This window comes from Roseibium sp. (genome assembly GCF_965216085.1).
Taxonomy (GTDB): domain Bacteria; phylum Pseudomonadota; class Alphaproteobacteria; order Rhizobiales; family Stappiaceae; genus Roseibium.
On the sequence record NZ_OZ244138.1, the window covers coordinates 2,055,287 to 2,069,362 of the forward strand.

Here is a 14,076-nt window from a genome sequence, read left to right on the forward strand (position 1 = left end):
CCGCCTCCGGGCGGCCTTTCTTGTCTCAAGACCAAATCAAATGGTGATCGACAATGAACGACAACGATATGGAAATGGAGCCGGTGGTCTACATTGTGATCGGCCGGGTTTGGCAGGACGAAAATACGTCGCCGGATGCAGCAATCACGATCCATGCTCTGCTGACAGCGCCAGATGATGACGATGCCGTCCGCAAGACACTCGAAGCATTGTCGTCTCAAGGGTTCGCCGAAGCTGAACTGGATCAGATCGGTGTGATCGATGGTGAACCTGATGAACCGATCTATGAAGGGGCGTATCAGGACGCATTGTCCGGGAACGTTGCTATAGTAACCCTATCCGAATGAGGGCAGGGGCTGGTTCGCCAGCTTGCCAGCATGAATATGCATGAGATTAAAGGCGTGCTCCCATCGGACGCGCCTTTGTTTTTGGGCAATACCGAATAGCCGGATGATCGGTTATTACAGAGACAATCTTGAAAAACTGCATGTCAGCCATGCATGTGGGAATCAATCGCGAGAACGGGCCTGTCGAACCGCTGTACTGAGCGATTCCGGTGCATTTGTTGGAATTTGAATCATCTGGTTAAGGTTTGATTAATTGTTCGAAATTGGTCTGGATTAGGTGTAAATAACAAAAGAACCGAATTGGGTTTGCCTTGGAAATAATCTTGCGTTTGGTGCTGTTTTGACGGTCATTTATGAGGCGGCATTTCCCGAAGTCGCGGAAATGCGGAATTTCCAACAAATCACTTGACGCAAAGGGTGCATCTGAGTAGGTTCCGCGCATCCCAAGGGCAGGCGGTAAGAGCGAACCCTCCAGCGCTTCTGAAGAGCGCAGGACACAGTCCTCTTAAACGCTGCCGGGTCACATAGGCGAATACGCGTCGATTGCATGACCGCGAGGTAACTCGTGGTCCTCTGGTTTTTCGCAGCGCCGGCCGCTCTTTTCGGAGCGTGCGGGCGCGATTCTGCATGTTTGAACACATGTGGCATCAGCGGGGGACTGCAGTTGCACAAAGAATTTTGGATGGACAAGGTAAAGGGCACAGAATGCCGACCATCAACCAGTTGATCCGCAAGCCGCGGAAAGATCCGCCGAAGCGGAACAAAGTGCCGGCCATGGAGGCCTGCCCGCAGAAGCGTGGTGTTTGCACCCGCGTCTACACGACCACTCCGAAGAAGCCGAACTCGGCTCTGCGTAAAGTGGCGAAAATCCGTCTGACCAACGGCTTTGAAGTCATTGGATACATCCCGGGTGAAGGCCACAACCTTCAGGAACACTCCGTTGTGATGATCCGCGGCGGCCGTGTGAAGGATTTGCCGGGTGTCCGTTATCACATCATCCGTGGTGTGCTGGATACCCAAGGCGTTAAAGATCGTAAGCAGCGCCGTTCGAAGTACGGCGCCAAGCGGCCGAAGTAAGGAGCACGTTAGATGTCCCGTCGTCACCGCGCAGAAAAACGCGAAATCAACCCGGATCCGAAATTCGGGGATATGGTCGTCACCAAGTTCATGAACTCCATCATGTACGACGGCAAAAAATCCACCGCCGAGCGCATTGTTTACGGTGCTTTCGACGTTGTTGAGAACAAGACCCGTGAGAACCCGATCGAAGTGTTCCACGCTGCTCTTGAGAACGTTATGCCGCAAGTGGAAGTTCGTTCCCGCCGTGTTGGTGGTGCGACCTACCAGGTCCCGGTTGAAGTTCGTTCTGACCGCCGTCAGGCGCTTGCGATCCGTTGGTTGATCGCAGCAGCTCGTAACCGCAACGAAACCACAATGGTTGATCGCCTCTCCGGTGAACTGCTCGATGCAGCAAACAACCGTGGTACCGCAGTTAAGAAGCGCGAAGACACGCACCGGATGGCCGACGCCAACCGCGCATTCTCGCACTATCGCTGGTAATAAGTTACTTCGAAGGGCTGACGCTATGTCGCGCACGCATAATATCGAGGACTACCGTAACTTCGGCATCATGGCTCACATCGATGCTGGTAAGACGACCACCACCGAGCGGATCCTCTACTACACCGGTAAGAGCCATAAGATCGGTGAAGTTCATGATGGCGCTGCCACCATGGACTGGATGGAGCAGGAGCAGGAGCGTGGTATCACGATCACCTCTGCTGCAACCACCGCTCACTGGAATGACAAACGCCTGAACATCATCGACACCCCAGGCCACGTTGACTTCACCATTGAAGTTGAGCGGTCCCTGCGTGTTCTTGATGGCGCGGTTGCTCTTCTGGATGCCAACGCTGGCGTTGAGCCGCAGACCGAGACTGTTTGGCGTCAGGCCGACAAGTACAACGTCCCGCGGATGATCTTCGTCAACAAGATGGACAAACTCGGCGCCGATTTCGATCGCTGCTGCGAGATGATCAAGTCCCGTCTTGGTGCTACTCCGCTGGTCATGCAGCTGAACATCGGCGCTGAAAGCGAATTCGCTGGCGTTGTTGATCTGCTGAAAATGAAAGCTCTGATCTGGCAGTCCGAAAACCTCGGCGCTGCTTGGGACGTTCTGGACATCCCGGCTGAGCTTGCTGACCGTGCGCAGGAAATGCGCGACGCTCTGATCGAGACTGCTGTTGAGATCGACGAAGAAGCAATGGAAGCTTACCTGGAAGGCGAAGAGCCGTCTTTCGAGAAGCTTCAAGAGCTGATCCGTAAAGGCACCATCGCTGGTGACTTCGTTCCGGTCTTCTGTGGTTCTGCGTTCAAGAACAAAGGCGTACAGCCGCTTCTTGATGCAGTGGTTGATTACCTGCCGAGCCCGGTTGAAGTTCCGGCTATTAAAGGTATCGATCCGAAGAACGAAGAAGAAGTTGAGCGTCAGTCTTCCGACGAAGAGCCGCTTGGTCTGCTTGCGTTCAAGATCGCAAACGACCCGTTCGTTGGCTCTTTGACCTTCTGCCGCATCTACTCCGGTGTTCTGAACAAGGGTGTCTCCCTTCTGAACACTGTTAAAGACAAGCGTGAGCGCGTTGGCCGGATGATGCAGATGCACTCCAACTCCCGTGAAGACATTGATGTGGCCTACGCAGGTGACATCGTGGCGATCGCAGGTCTCAAAGACACCACCACAGGTGACACGCTTTGTGATCCGCTGAAGCCGGTCATTCTGGAGCGGATGGAATTCCCTGAGCCGGTCATCGAGATCGCTGTTGAGCCGAAAACCAAAGCCGACCAGGAAAAAATGGGCCTCGCCCTGAACCGCCTGGCTGCTGAGGATCCGTCCTTCCGCGTGAAGACCGACGAAGAGTCCGGTCAGACCATCATCGCCGGTATGGGTGAATTGCACCTCGACATCATCGTCGACCGCATGAAGCGTGAGTTCAAGGTTGAGGCGAACATTGGTGCGCCGCAGGTTGCTTACCGCGAAACAATCACCAAGGTTGCAGATGTGGATTACACCCACAAGAAGCAGTCTGGTGGTTCTGGTCAGTTCGCTCGCATCAAGCTCACCATCGAGCCGTCCGAGCCGAATGAAGGTTACGTCTTCGAGAGCAAGATCGTTGGCGGTAACGTTCCGAAGGAATACATCCCGGGTGTTACCAAGGGTATCGAAAGCGTCATGTCGTCCGGTCCGCTGGCTGGCTTCCCGATGCTCGACATCAAGGCAACACTCACCGATGGTGCCTACCACGACGTTGACTCCTCTGTTCTGGCCTTCGAAATCGCCGGCCGTGCCGGTTTCCGCGAAGCCATTCAGAAAGCTGGCCCGAAACTTCTCGAGCCGGTCATGAAGGTCGAGGTTGTTACCCCGGAAGATTACATGGGTGATGTGATTGGTGACCTGAACTCCCGCCGCGGCCAGATCGCGGGTACGGAGAACCGGGGCATCGTGACCGTCATCACAGCAATGGTACCGCTGGCCAACATGTTTGGTTACGTGAACAACCTGCGTTCCATGTCTCAAGGCCGCGCCCAGTATTCGATGGTGTTCGATCACTACGATCAGGTGCCGCAGGCTGTCGCCGAAGAGGTTCAGGCGAAATACGCCTGATCCCAACCTCTTGAATTAATTAAGAATTAGAGAAACGGAGTACTCCGATGGCGAAGGAAAAGTTTGAGCGCAATAAGCCGCACGTTAACATTGGCACGATTGGCCACGTTGACCACGGCAAGACGACGCTGACCGCTGCAATCACCATGACGCTTGCAGAAGCTGGTGGTGCAGAAGCAAAAGCCTATGATGAGATTGACGGTGCGCCTGAAGAAAAGGCACGCGGCATCACCATCTCCACGGCGCACGTTGAGTATGAGACGGAAAACCGTCACTACGCTCACGTTGACTGCCCGGGCCACGCCGACTACGTGAAGAACATGATCACCGGTGCCGCGCAGATGGACGGCGCGATCCTGGTGTGTTCCGCAGCAGACGGCCCGATGCCGCAGACCCGTGAGCACATCCTGCTTGCGCGTCAGGTTGGCGTTCCGGCTCTGGTTGTTTTCATGAACAAGGTTGACCAGGTCGACGACGAAGAGCTTCTCGAGCTCGTCGAAATGGAAATCCGTGAGCTGCTGTCTTCTTACGAATTCCCGGGCGACGACATTCCGATCGTCAAGGGTTCTGCGCTGGCAGCTGTTGAGAACCGTGATGCGGCGATTGGCCGTGACGCGATCCGTGAGCTGATGGCTCAGGTTGATGAGTACATTCCGACCCCGGAGCGTCCGAAGGATCAGCCGTTCCTGATGCCGATCGAAGACGTGTTCTCGATCTCCGGCCGCGGTACTGTTGTGACCGGCCGTGTTGAGCGCGGTGTGATCAACGTGGGTGAAGAAGTCGAGATCGTCGGCATCAAGGATACCCAGAAGACCACGGTTACCGGCGTTGAAATGTTCCGCAAGCTGCTGGACAGCGGTGAAGCCGGCGACAACATCGGTGCTCTGATCCGCGGCGTTGGCCGTGAAGAGGTTGAGCGCGGCCAGGTTCTGTGTAAGCCGGGTTCTGTTAACCCGCACACGAAGTTCAAGGCTGAGGCTTACATCCTCACCAAGGAAGAAGGTGGCCGTCACACGCCGTTCTTCACCAACTACCGTCCGCAGTTCTACTTCCGCACGACCGACGTGACGGGTGTGGTTCACCTGCCGGAAGGTACGGAAATGGTGATGCCGGGTGACAACGTCTCCGTCGACGTTGAGCTGATCGTGCCGATCGCCATGGAAGATGGCCTGCGCTTCGCGATCCGCGAAGGTGGCCGCACCGTCGGCGCCGGCGTCGTAGCATCCATCATCGAATAATCGACAGCCGGGCCTGCCGGCGCAATTCAAGTTTGAGCGGGCAGGCCCGCAGTCAATTTGGGAACAATAACAATGAACGGTCAGAATATCCGGATCCGCCTGAAGGCTTTTGACCACCGTATTCTCGATGCTTCCACCAAGGAAATCGTGAACACGGCAAAGCGGACCGGTGCACAGGTACGGGGTCCCGTGCCGCTGCCGACGCGGATCGAGAAGTACACCGTGCTTCGTGGCCCGCATATCGATAAGAAAAGCCGCGATCAGTTCGAGATGCGTACGCATAAGCGTCTGCTCGACATCGTTGACCCGACACCGCAGACCGTGGACGCGCTGATGAAGCTCGACCTGGCCGCTGGTGTCGACGTCGAGATCAAGCTCTGAGGCGAGGCGAAGGGGACACATCCATGCGTTCTGGAGTGATCGCTCAGAAAGTGGGCATGACCCGCATCTATAACGATGCAGGCGAGCATGTTCCGGTCACGGTTTTGCGGCTGGAAAATTGCCAGGTGGTAGCCCACCGGACTGACGAAAAGAACGGTTACAACGCACTGCAGCTCGGTGCCGGTACCCGTAAAGTAAAGAATACGCCGAAGGCACTGCGCGGCCACTTTGCTGTTGCAAAGGTTGAGCCGAAGCGGACTGTGGTCGAGTTTCGCGTTTCCGCGGACAACATGATCGACGTGGGCGCAGAAATCACTGCCGACCACTACGTCGAAGGCCAGTTCGTCGACGTGACCGGCACTTCCATCGGTAAAGGTTTTGCCGGTGTTATGAAGCGTCACAACTTCGGTGGTGGCCGTGCATCGCACGGTAACTCGATCTCGCACCGCTCACACGGTTCTACCGGTCAATGTCAAGACCCGGGCCGCGTGTTCAAGGGCAAGAAGATGGCCGGTCATATGGGCGATGCCCGCGTGACCACGCAGAACCTGAAGGTTGTGCGCACTGATGTTGAGCGTGGCCTGATCATGGTCGAAGGCTCTGTACCGGGCGCCAAAGGCGGCTGGATCCAGGTCCGCGACGCGATCAAAAAGGCGCTGCCGGAAAACGTTCCGGTCCCGGGTGCTTTCAAAGCGTCCGCAGCGGCTGAGGCTGCCGGGAAGGAGAGCGAGTGATGGAACTCCAGGTCAAAACCCTCGAAGGTGGGGCGGCCGGTTCGATCACGGTGTCTGACGAGATTTTTGGTCTCGAGCCGCGCACCGATTTGATCCACCGTGTTGTGCGCTGGCAGCTTGCCAAGCGCCAAGCGGGCACCCACAAGACGCTGCAGCGTTCGGAAGTTACTGGCTCGACGAAGAAATTCGTCCGTCAGAAAGGTTCCGGCGGCGCACGTCACGGCAACAAGAAGGCTCCGCAGTTCCGCGGCGGTGGTAAGGCATTTGGTCCGGTCGTTCGCGATCATGGCCATGACCTGCCGAAGAAAGTCCGCGCACTGGGCCTGAAGCACGCTCTGTCGGCGAAAGCCAAGACAGACAGCATCGTTGTTGTTGAAGATGCAAAAGCTGCTGAAGCAAAAACCAAGGCTCTGAAGTCCCAGCTGAACAAGCTCGGCCTGACCAGCGCTCTGGTGATTGACGGCACTGAAGTTGACAACAACTTCGCACTGGCTTCCCGCAACATTCCGCACCTGGATGTGTTGCCGGTTCAGGGCATCAATGTTTACGACATTCTGCGCGCCAACACGCTTGTGTTGACAAAAGCTGCGGTGTCCGCACTTGAGGAGCGCTTTAAATGAGCAATCTTCCTCACTACGACAAAATCGTCGGTCCGGTAATCACCGAAAAATCGACGATGGCTTCTGAAGAGAACAAGGTTGTCTTCAAGGTTGCCAACGATGCAACCAAGCCGGAAATCAAGGCCGCTGTCGAAGCTCTGTTCGGCGTCAAGGTCACGGCAGTCAACACTCTGGTCCGCAAGGGCAAAGTGAAGCGCTTCCGCGGACGTCTTGGCCGCCAGTCTGACTTCAAAAAGGCCGTCGTTACGCTGCAGGAAGGTCACGCAATTGACGTGGCTACCGGGCTCTAAGACGGGGACTTAAGAAAAATGGCACTTAAGACATTCAATCCGACGTCCCCAGGCCGCCGTCAGCTGGTTCAAGTTGACCGCTCCGGTCTGTGGAAGGGCAAGCCGGTCAAGACTTTGACCGAAGGCCTGTCCAAGTCCGGTGGTCGTAACAACACCGGCCGCATGACGTCTCCGAACCGCGGTGGCGGTCACAAGCGGACTTACCGTCTTGTCGACTTCAAACGCCGTAAATGGGACGTACCGGCAACGGTTGAGCGCCTGGAATACGATCCGAACCGGACCGCATTCATCGCTCTGATCCGTTACGAAGACGGTGAGCTGAGCTACATCTTGGCACCGCAGCGTTTGGCTGAAGGCGATACTGTCGTTGCTGGCGAAAACGTCGACGTGAAGCCGGGCAATGCAGCTCCGCTGTCCAAAATTCCGGTCGGTACGATCGTGCACAACATCGAACTGAAGCCTGGTAAAGGTGCTCAGATCGCTCGTTCTGCCGGTGCGTTCGTTCAGATCGTTGGCCGTGACCAAGGTTACACAACGCTGCGCCTGATGTCTGGTGAGCAGCGCCGTGTTCTCGGCACTTGCATGGCCACCATTGGCGCTGTGTCCAACCCGGACCATGCCAACATCAACCTCGGTAAGGCAGGCCGTTCCCGCTGGCTCGGCATCAAACCGCATGTTCGCGGTGTTGCTATGAACCCGATCGACCACCCGCACGGTGGTGGTGAAGGCCGGACATCTGGCGGACGTCATCCGGTTACTCCTTGGGGTAAACCGACCAAAGGTAAGCGCACGCGGAAGAACAAGCAGACTGATAAGTATATCGTCCGCTCCCGCCACGCGCGTAAGAAGTAAGGGACAGGATCGTGGCACGTTCGATCTGGAAAGGTCCGTTTGTCGACGGGTATCTGCTGAAGAAAGCGGACAAGGTACGCGAGTCCGGCCGGAACGAGGTCATCAAGACCTGGAGCCGCCGCTCGACGATCCTGCCGCAGTTCGTTGGTCTTACCTTCGGCGTCTACAACGGTCAGAAGCACGTTCCGGTGCTGGTGTCTGAAGAGATGATTGGTCACAAGTTCGGTGAGTTCTCACCGTCCCGGACCTATTACGGGCACGGCGCCGACAAGAAGGCGAAGAGGAAGTAACGATGGGCAAGCCGAAGCGTGAGCGGACGCTCGCTGACAACGAAGCTCGGGCAATGACACGGATGATCCGTGTTTCTCCCCGCAAGCTGAATCTCGTTGCTGCTGCTATCCGTGGTAAAAAAGTCGGTTCCGCCATTGCGGACCTGACATTCTCCCGCAAGCGCATCGCGCAAGACGTCAAGAAAACTCTGATGTCTGCCGTTGCCAACGCGGAAAACAATCACGACCTGGACATCGACAACCTGGTGGTTGCCGAAGCACATGTTGGCAAAGCTTTTGTCATCAAGCGGTTCCAGCCCCGTGCACGTGGACGTGTTGGCCGGATCGAGAAGCCTTTCTCGAACCTGACGATCGTCGTACGTGAAGTTGAGGAGAGTGCCTGATGGGACATAAAGTTAACCCGATCGGCATGCGCCTCGGGATCAACCGCACCTGGGATTCTCGCTGGTACGCCAACAAAAACGAATATGGCGATCTTCTGCATGAAGACTTCCGCATTCGTGAGTACCTGATGAAGGAACTCAAGCAGGCTGCGGTTTCCAAGGTGGTTATCGAGCGTCCGCACAAAAAGTGCCGCGTGTCCATTCACTCCGGTCGTCCGGGTGTGGTCATCGGTAAAAAAGGTGCAGACATCGAGCGTCTTCGCAAGAAGATTGCTGACATCACCAATTCCGAAGTGCATCTCAACATTGTTGAAGTGCGCAAGCCGGAAATCGACGCGACTTTGGTAGCCGCCTCGATCGCTCAGCAGCTGGAGCGCCGTGTTGCATTCCGCCGCGCCATGAAGCGGGCTGTTCAGTCAGCCATGCGTCTGGGCGCACAGGGCATCCGGATCAACTGCGGCGGCCGTCTCGGCGGTGCGGAAATCGCGCGGATCGAATGGTACCGTGAAGGACGGGTGCCGCTTCACACTCTGCGGGCTGACATCGATTACGGTGTTGCCAGCGCTCACACAGCCTACGGTGTGTGTGGTGTGAAGGTCTGGATCTTCAAAGGCGAAATCCTCGAGCATGATCCGATGGCGTCTGAAAAACGCGCCACAGCGGGCAACGAGGGTGGAAACCAGGGTGATCGCGGCGGACGCCGGGATCGGGGCCGCGAGCGCGCAGCATAATTTAAGCTGCCTGCCGCTCGTAAGAATAGAAAGACGAGAGAAGAACGATGCTGCAACCGAAGCGCACTAAGTTCCGCAAGCAGCACAAAGGCCGCATCCACGGCTTGTCGAAGGGGGGGACTGACCTCAACTTCGGCGCATTCGGTCTGAAGGCTCTGGAGCCCGAGCGGGTTACCGCTCGTCAGATCGAAGCGGCCCGTCGTGCTATGACCCGTCACATGAAACGTGCGGGTCGTGTTTGGATCCGTATCTTCCCGGATCTGCCGGTTTCTTCGAAACCTGCTGAAGTCCGCATGGGTAAGGGTAAGGGTTCTCCGGATTACTGGGCTTGCCGTGTCAAGCCGGGCCGGATCATGTTCGAAATTGACGGTGTGCCGGAAGACATTGCACGTGAAGCAATGCGTCTTGCCGCTGCCAAGCTGCCGATCAAATGCCGTTTCGTTCAGCGTATCGGCGAATAAGGCAGGCCAGGAGAGACAGCCATGAAGGCGACCGATGTACGGGCTAAGACCCTCGACGAGCTCCGCACAGAGCTTGAGGGCCTGAAGAAAGAGCAGTTCAACCTGCGCTTCCAGAAGGCTACGGGTCAGCTTGAAAACACCGCACGAGTCCGGCAGATCCGCCGTGATATCGCGCGTATCCAGACGATCATGCGCGAAAAGCGCGTGTCGGCGACCGCATAAGGAGACGGATCTATGCCAAAGCGTATCCTGCAGGGCACCGTTGTCAGCGACGCCAATGACAAAACGGTGACGGTAAATGTGGAGCGCCGCTTCACACACCCGCTGCTGAAAAAGACTGTGCGCCGGACCAAGAAGTACCGCGCACACGATGAAAGCAACCAATACAAGGTTGGCGATTCTGTTCAGATTGAAGAGTGCGCGCCGATCTCGAAAAACAAACGTTGGACAGTGGTTACTCAGTAACCACACTCCATGTGTGAGCATCAGGCGCCCGCAAACGGTGCGCCGATAGAAGAACAAGGCAGCCAGTCATGATTCAGATGCAAACAAACCTCGACGTCGCGGATAACTCCGGCGCACGTCGTGTCATGTGCATCAAAGTGCTCGGTGGCTCCAAGCGGAAATATGCCTCTGTTGGCGACATCATCGTTGTGTCGGTCAAAGAAGCTATTCCACGGGGCCGCGTTAAAAAGGGCGACGTGATGAAGGCTGTCGTCGTGCGCACGGCAAAGGATATCCGCCGTCCCGATGGCAGCGTGATCCGGTTCGACCGCAATGCGGCCGTGCTGGTCAATAACAACAAGGAGCCAGTCGGCACCCGTATTTTCGGACCAGTGCCGCGTGAGCTCCGCGCTAAGAACCATATGAAAATCATTTCGCTGGCGCCGGAGGTGCTCTGATGGCTGCGAAAATCAAAAAAGGCGATACGGTGGTCGTACTGACCGGCCGTGATAAGGGCAAGTCTGGTGAAGTGATCCAGATGTTGCCGGCCGACAACAAAGCACTGGTACGCGGCATCAATTTGGTCCGCCGTCACCAGAAGCAGACCCAGACCCAGGAAGCTGGCATCGTTTCTAAAGAAGCGCCGATCCATCTTTCCAACATCGCTCTTGCCGATCCGAAGGACGGTAAGGCGACGCGCGTCGGCTTCAAAGTGCAGGACGATGGTGCCAAGGTCCGTGTGGCCAAGCGTTCGGGAGACCTGATCGATGGCTGAGACCTCTTACGTGCCGCGTCTTAAGACGCATTACGACGAAGTCGTGCGCAAGCAGCTTCAGGAAAAATTCGAGTATGCGAACGTTATGCAGGTTCCGCAGCTTGAAAAAATCGTCCTGAACATTGGTGTTGGTGAAGCAGTGGGCGATTCCAAGAAAGCCCGTATCGCTGCTGAAGATCTGGCTGCAATTGCTGGTCAGAAGCCGGTCATCACCAAGGCTAAAAAATCCATCGCGACCTTTAAGGTCCGCGAAGGCATGCCGCTTGGTTCGAAGGTGACACTGCGCCGTCAGCAGATGTTCGAATTTCTCGACCGTCTGATCACCATCGCGCTGCCGCGTGTTCGTGACTTCCGTGGCCTGAACCCGAAAAGCTTCGACGGCCGTGGCAACTACGCCATGGGCATCAAAGAGCACATCGTGTTCCCGGAAATCGAGTACGACAAGGTCGATCAGATCTGGGGTATGGACATTATCGTCTGCACCACGGCGCCGACCGATGACGAGGCGCGCGAGCTTCTGCGTGCTTTCAACTTCCCGTTCACGAAATAACGGGCAAGGAAGGAAAACACGATGGCGAAGAAAAGCGCAGTCGAGAAGAACAAGCGTCGCGAGAAGCTTGTCAAGAAATACGCCGAGAAGCGTGCCGCTCTGAAAGCTATGGCCAAGGACGCAACCTTGAGCCCTGAAGAGCAGTTCAATGCCCGCCTGAAGCTGGCCAAATTGCCGCGGAACTCCGCGCCGAACCGCGTTCGCAACCGTTGCGAAGTGTCCGGCCGTCCGCGCGGTTATTACCGCAAGCTGAAGATGTCGCGTATTGCGCTTCGTGAACTGGGCTCCCTGGGTAAGATCCCGGGCCTGGTCAAGTCGAGCTGGTAAGGAGAAACTCCGATGGCAATTTCTGATCCGTTGGGGGATATGCTGACCCGGATTCGCAACGCGCAAATGCGTCGCAAGAACAAGGTCAGTTCACCAAATTCCAAATTGCGCGCACACGTACTTGATGTGCTTGCAAAAGAAGGGTACATCCGTGGCTACACCACGGTTGAATACGAGGGCGGTAAGTCCGAGTTGGAAATCGAACTGAAGTATTTCGATGGTGAACCGGTGATTCGCACGATTGAGCGCGTTTCAAAGCCGGGCCGCCGCGTGTACTCGTCGGTGAAAAACATCCCGCATGTCTCTAATGGCCTGGGCGTGTCGATCATTTCGACTCCGCGCGGCGTCATGAGCGACCATCAGGCGCGGGACGAAAACGTAGGTGGCGAGGTACTGTGTCGCGTCTTCTGATGCGGCATTCTCGCTGTTAAAACAACGACAAGGTTGGTCAAATGTCTCGTATTGGCAAAAAGCCAGTCCCCGTCCCAAGCGGGGTAACGGCATCGATCGACGGTCAGACAGTCTCGATCAAGGGCCCGAAAGGCGAAAAGACTTTCGTGCTCAATGATCTTGTTCTGGCCGAAATGACTGATGACGGGATCAAAATCGATCCGCGTAACAACTCCAAGCCGGCTCGCTCCATGTGGGGCATGAGCCGCACCATGGTTCTGAACTTGATCACCGGCGTGACCGAAGGCTTCCAAAAAGACCTCGCGATCACTGGTGTTGGTTACCGTGCTCAGGTTCAAGGTCAAAACCTTCAGCTGGCGCTTGGTTTCTCGCATGACGTTGTCTATCCGATCCCGGAAGGCATCGAAATCAAGTGTGCGAAACCGACGGAAATCAGCGTTTCTGGTACCGACAAACAACGTGTCGGCCAGGTCGCAGCTGAAATCCGCGAATTCCGCCCGCCGGAGCCGTACAAAGGCAAAGGCGTTCGTTATGCAGACGAGTTCATCGTCCGCAAAGAAGGCAAGAAGAAGTAACGGACCAGGATCATGGCGAACAGCAAACAAGCTTTCGAACGCCGCCGCGATCGCGTGCGCCGTTCAGTCAAGAAAGCCGCGAACGGTCGTCCGCGCCTTTCTATCTTCCGCTCGTCGAAGCAGATCTACGCCCAGATCATCGACGACGCGCAGGGACATACAATTGTCTCCGCTTCCACGATCGAGAAAGATCTCAAGGGCAGCCTGAAAACGGGCGCCGATGTGTCTGCAGCAGCAGCCGTTGGCAAGCTTGTTGCCGAGCGTGCAGCCGCCGCCGGTGTCAAGCAGGTCGTGTTCGACCGTGGCGGGTACCAGTATCATGGGCGTGTTAAAGCGCTTGCCGATGCCGCCCGCGAAGGTGGACTTGAATTCTGACCAGCGCCCGTTGGCGCTCCTAAGTACGGAAGACGTATAAAATGGCGAGACAGGATAATCGCGAGCGCGAAGAGCGCGACAGCGAATTCGTCGACAAGCTCGTACACATCAACCGCGTGGCCAAAGTGGTCAAGGGTGGCCGTCGCTTCGGCTTCGCAGCCCTCGTTGTTGTTGGTGACCAAAAGGGCCGTGTCGGCTTCGGTCATGGTAAAGCACGTGAAGTGCCGGAAGCCATCCGGAAAGCAACTGAAGCTGCAAAGCGTACAATGATTCGTGTGCCGCTGCGCGAAGGCCGGACCCTCCACCACGATGTGGAAGGCCGTCACGGCGCTGGTAAGGTTCTGCTGCGTGCAGCACCGGCCGGTACCGGTATCATCGCAGGTGGTCCGATGCGTGCGGTTTTTGAAACACTTGGCGTTCAGGACGTTGTGGCAAAGTCTTTGGGGACCTCCAATCCCTACAATATGGTTCGTGCGACATTTAACGCGCTGACCAAAGAAGACAGCCCGCGCTCCGTTGCTGCCCGCCGTGGCCTTAAGGTCTCTGTGTTGCAGTCCCGGCGTCGTGACAACAACGAAGAGGCGGCTCCGGCTGCCGCTGAGGGTTGACCTTAGCGGCGCGAGCCACCAGC

Annotated in this window: 24 protein-coding genes; all 24 read left to right on the top strand. The window is 56.6% G+C overall.

The window, feature by feature from the left end:
* Positions 1-53 precede the first annotated feature (53 nt).
* A complete protein-coding gene (locus ACOOFE_RS09485; RefSeq protein ID WP_420414720.1) occupies positions 54-347 on the top strand; it encodes a regulator in 294 nt (97 codons plus the stop codon).
* 705 nt (positions 348-1,052) lie between these two features.
* Positions 1,053-1,424: a 30S ribosomal protein S12 gene (gene rpsL, locus ACOOFE_RS09490; RefSeq protein ID WP_006936459.1), complete on the top strand. Its 372-nt coding sequence runs from the start codon at positions 1,053-1,055 to the stop codon at positions 1,422-1,424.
* A gap of 12 nt (positions 1,425-1,436) precedes the next feature.
* Positions 1,437-1,907 carry a 30S ribosomal protein S7 gene (gene rpsG / locus ACOOFE_RS09495; protein ID WP_141186209.1) on the top strand — a complete coding sequence of 157 codons (471 nt, stop codon included), beginning with the start codon at positions 1,437-1,439 and terminating at the stop codon, positions 1,905-1,907.
* Positions 1,908-1,932: 25 nt separating this feature from the next.
* Positions 1,933-4,008 (top strand): elongation factor G, encoded by a 2,076-nt coding sequence (gene fusA, locus ACOOFE_RS09500; RefSeq protein ID WP_141186210.1) that lies wholly within the window; start codon positions 1,933-1,935, stop codon positions 4,006-4,008.
* A gap of 47 nt (positions 4,009-4,055) precedes the next feature.
* Positions 4,056-5,246, top strand: coding sequence for an elongation factor Tu (tuf, locus tag ACOOFE_RS09505; protein ID WP_141186199.1), 1,191 nt, complete (start codon positions 4,056-4,058; stop codon positions 5,244-5,246).
* 72 nt (positions 5,247-5,318) lie between these two features.
* On the top strand, positions 5,319-5,627 hold the full coding sequence (gene rpsJ, locus ACOOFE_RS09510) for a 30S ribosomal protein S10 (RefSeq protein ID WP_006936455.1): 309 nt from the start codon (positions 5,319-5,321) through the stop codon (positions 5,625-5,627).
* A 23-nt stretch (positions 5,628-5,650) separates the two neighbouring features.
* Positions 5,651-6,361, top strand: coding sequence for a 50S ribosomal protein L3 (gene rplC, locus ACOOFE_RS09515; protein WP_141186211.1), 711 nt, complete (start codon positions 5,651-5,653; stop codon positions 6,359-6,361).
* Entirely contained in the window at positions 6,361-6,981 is a 621-nt protein-coding gene (gene rplD / locus ACOOFE_RS09520) for a 50S ribosomal protein L4 (protein ID WP_420414721.1), read from the top strand. The genes rplC and rplD overlap by 1 nt, the downstream gene beginning before the upstream one ends.
* The gene (locus ACOOFE_RS09525) at positions 6,978-7,271 is read left to right on the top strand and encodes a 50S ribosomal protein L23 (RefSeq protein WP_008196252.1); all 294 of its coding nucleotides are present in this window, start codon (positions 6,978-6,980) and stop codon (positions 7,269-7,271) included. Before rplD ends, ACOOFE_RS09525 begins: the two co-directional genes overlap by 4 nt.
* 18 nt (positions 7,272-7,289) lie before the next feature.
* Positions 7,290-8,123, top strand: a complete 834-nt coding sequence (rplB, locus tag ACOOFE_RS09530; protein WP_141186213.1) for a 50S ribosomal protein L2 — start codon at positions 7,290-7,292, stop codon at positions 8,121-8,123.
* 11 nt (positions 8,124-8,134) lie between these two features.
* Positions 8,135-8,413, top strand: coding sequence for a 30S ribosomal protein S19 (rpsS, locus tag ACOOFE_RS09535; RefSeq protein ID WP_022998243.1), 279 nt, complete (start codon positions 8,135-8,137; stop codon positions 8,411-8,413).
* A 2-nt stretch (positions 8,414-8,415) separates the two neighbouring features.
* Positions 8,416-8,796, top strand: coding sequence for a 50S ribosomal protein L22 (gene rplV / locus ACOOFE_RS09540; RefSeq protein WP_141186214.1), 381 nt, complete (start codon positions 8,416-8,418; stop codon positions 8,794-8,796).
* The gene (gene rpsC / locus ACOOFE_RS09545; protein WP_141186215.1) at positions 8,796-9,527 is read left to right on the top strand and encodes a 30S ribosomal protein S3; all 732 of its coding nucleotides are present in this window, start codon (positions 8,796-8,798) and stop codon (positions 9,525-9,527) included. Before rplV ends, rpsC begins: the two co-directional genes overlap by 1 nt.
* A 47-nt stretch (positions 9,528-9,574) precedes the next feature.
* The gene (rplP, locus tag ACOOFE_RS09550) at positions 9,575-9,988 is read left to right on the top strand and encodes a 50S ribosomal protein L16 (RefSeq protein ID WP_141186216.1); all 414 of its coding nucleotides are present in this window, start codon (positions 9,575-9,577) and stop codon (positions 9,986-9,988) included.
* A gap of 21 nt (positions 9,989-10,009) precedes the next feature.
* The gene (gene rpmC, locus ACOOFE_RS09555) at positions 10,010-10,210 is read left to right on the top strand and encodes a 50S ribosomal protein L29 (RefSeq protein ID WP_133946861.1); all 201 of its coding nucleotides are present in this window, start codon (positions 10,010-10,012) and stop codon (positions 10,208-10,210) included.
* A gap of 12 nt (positions 10,211-10,222) precedes the next feature.
* Positions 10,223-10,453, top strand: a complete 231-nt coding sequence (gene rpsQ / locus ACOOFE_RS09560) for a 30S ribosomal protein S17 (protein WP_141186217.1) — start codon at positions 10,223-10,225, stop codon at positions 10,451-10,453.
* 68 nt (positions 10,454-10,521) lie between these two features.
* On the top strand, positions 10,522-10,890 hold the full coding sequence (rplN, locus tag ACOOFE_RS09565; RefSeq protein ID WP_116699622.1) for a 50S ribosomal protein L14: 369 nt from the start codon (positions 10,522-10,524) through the stop codon (positions 10,888-10,890).
* Positions 10,890-11,207 carry a 50S ribosomal protein L24 gene (gene rplX / locus ACOOFE_RS09570; RefSeq protein WP_420414722.1) on the top strand — a complete coding sequence of 106 codons (318 nt, stop codon included), beginning with the start codon at positions 10,890-10,892 and terminating at the stop codon, positions 11,205-11,207. Before rplN ends, rplX begins: the two co-directional genes overlap by 1 nt.
* On the top strand, positions 11,200-11,757 hold the full coding sequence (gene rplE / locus ACOOFE_RS09575; RefSeq protein WP_141186219.1) for a 50S ribosomal protein L5: 558 nt from the start codon (positions 11,200-11,202) through the stop codon (positions 11,755-11,757). The genes rplX and rplE overlap by 8 nt, the downstream gene beginning before the upstream one ends.
* A 21-nt stretch (positions 11,758-11,778) precedes the next feature.
* On the top strand, positions 11,779-12,084 hold the full coding sequence (rpsN, locus tag ACOOFE_RS09580) for a 30S ribosomal protein S14 (RefSeq protein ID WP_141186220.1): 306 nt from the start codon (positions 11,779-11,781) through the stop codon (positions 12,082-12,084).
* A gap of 12 nt (positions 12,085-12,096) precedes the next feature.
* On the top strand, positions 12,097-12,495 hold the full coding sequence (gene rpsH / locus ACOOFE_RS09585; protein ID WP_006936438.1) for a 30S ribosomal protein S8: 399 nt from the start codon (positions 12,097-12,099) through the stop codon (positions 12,493-12,495).
* Positions 12,496-12,536: 41 nt separating this feature from the next.
* Positions 12,537-13,070 (top strand): 50S ribosomal protein L6, encoded by a 534-nt coding sequence (gene rplF, locus ACOOFE_RS09590; RefSeq protein WP_420414723.1) that lies wholly within the window; start codon positions 12,537-12,539, stop codon positions 13,068-13,070.
* 12 nt (positions 13,071-13,082) lie between these two features.
* Positions 13,083-13,445 carry a 50S ribosomal protein L18 gene (gene rplR, locus ACOOFE_RS09595; RefSeq protein ID WP_420414724.1) on the top strand — a complete coding sequence of 121 codons (363 nt, stop codon included), beginning with the start codon at positions 13,083-13,085 and terminating at the stop codon, positions 13,443-13,445.
* Between the two features lie 41 nt (positions 13,446-13,486).
* Positions 13,487-14,053 (top strand): 30S ribosomal protein S5, encoded by a 567-nt coding sequence (gene rpsE / locus ACOOFE_RS09600; RefSeq protein WP_420414725.1) that lies wholly within the window; start codon positions 13,487-13,489, stop codon positions 14,051-14,053.
* Positions 14,054-14,076: the final 23 nt, after the last annotated feature.

Bases quoted from the DNA above. Each gene is read 5' to 3' on its own strand.
- rplR (WP_420414724.1), top strand. From the start codon at position 13,083: ATGGCGAACAGCAAACAAGCTTTCGAACGCCGCCGCGATCGCGTGCGC.
- rplD (WP_420414721.1), top strand. From the start codon at position 6,361: ATGGAACTCCAGGTCAAAACCCTCGAAGGTGGGGCGGCCGGTTCGATC.
- rplE (WP_141186219.1), top strand. From the start codon at position 11,200: ATGGCTGAGACCTCTTACGTGCCGCGTCTTAAGACGCATTACGACGAA.
- rpmC (WP_133946861.1), top strand. From the start codon at position 10,010: ATGAAGGCGACCGATGTACGGGCTAAGACCCTCGACGAGCTCCGCACA.
- rpsJ (WP_006936455.1), top strand. From the start codon at position 5,319: ATGAACGGTCAGAATATCCGGATCCGCCTGAAGGCTTTTGACCACCGT.
- rplC (WP_141186211.1), top strand. From the start codon at position 5,651: ATGCGTTCTGGAGTGATCGCTCAGAAAGTGGGCATGACCCGCATCTAT.
- rplB (WP_141186213.1), top strand. From the start codon at position 7,290: ATGGCACTTAAGACATTCAATCCGACGTCCCCAGGCCGCCGTCAGCTG.
- rpsG (WP_141186209.1), top strand. From the start codon at position 1,437: ATGTCCCGTCGTCACCGCGCAGAAAAACGCGAAATCAACCCGGATCCG.
- ACOOFE_RS09525 (WP_008196252.1), top strand. From the start codon at position 6,978: ATGAGCAATCTTCCTCACTACGACAAAATCGTCGGTCCGGTAATCACC.
- rplV (WP_141186214.1), top strand. From the start codon at position 8,416: ATGGGCAAGCCGAAGCGTGAGCGGACGCTCGCTGACAACGAAGCTCGG.
- tuf (WP_141186199.1), top strand. From the start codon at position 4,056: ATGGCGAAGGAAAAGTTTGAGCGCAATAAGCCGCACGTTAACATTGGC.
- rplX (WP_420414722.1), top strand. From the start codon at position 10,890: ATGGCTGCGAAAATCAAAAAAGGCGATACGGTGGTCGTACTGACCGGC.
- rpsE (WP_420414725.1), top strand. From the start codon at position 13,487: ATGGCGAGACAGGATAATCGCGAGCGCGAAGAGCGCGACAGCGAATTC.
- rpsN (WP_141186220.1), top strand. From the start codon at position 11,779: ATGGCGAAGAAAAGCGCAGTCGAGAAGAACAAGCGTCGCGAGAAGCTT.
- rplF (WP_420414723.1), top strand. From the start codon at position 12,537: ATGTCTCGTATTGGCAAAAAGCCAGTCCCCGTCCCAAGCGGGGTAACG.
- fusA (WP_141186210.1), top strand. From the start codon at position 1,933: ATGTCGCGCACGCATAATATCGAGGACTACCGTAACTTCGGCATCATG.
- ACOOFE_RS09485 (WP_420414720.1), top strand. From the start codon at position 54: ATGAACGACAACGATATGGAAATGGAGCCGGTGGTCTACATTGTGATC.
- rpsL (WP_006936459.1), top strand. From the start codon at position 1,053: ATGCCGACCATCAACCAGTTGATCCGCAAGCCGCGGAAAGATCCGCCG.
- rplP (WP_141186216.1), top strand. From the start codon at position 9,575: ATGCTGCAACCGAAGCGCACTAAGTTCCGCAAGCAGCACAAAGGCCGC.
- rpsQ (WP_141186217.1), top strand. From the start codon at position 10,223: ATGCCAAAGCGTATCCTGCAGGGCACCGTTGTCAGCGACGCCAATGAC.
- rplN (WP_116699622.1), top strand. From the start codon at position 10,522: ATGATTCAGATGCAAACAAACCTCGACGTCGCGGATAACTCCGGCGCA.
- rpsH (WP_006936438.1), top strand. From the start codon at position 12,097: ATGGCAATTTCTGATCCGTTGGGGGATATGCTGACCCGGATTCGCAAC.
- rpsC (WP_141186215.1), top strand. From the start codon at position 8,796: ATGGGACATAAAGTTAACCCGATCGGCATGCGCCTCGGGATCAACCGC.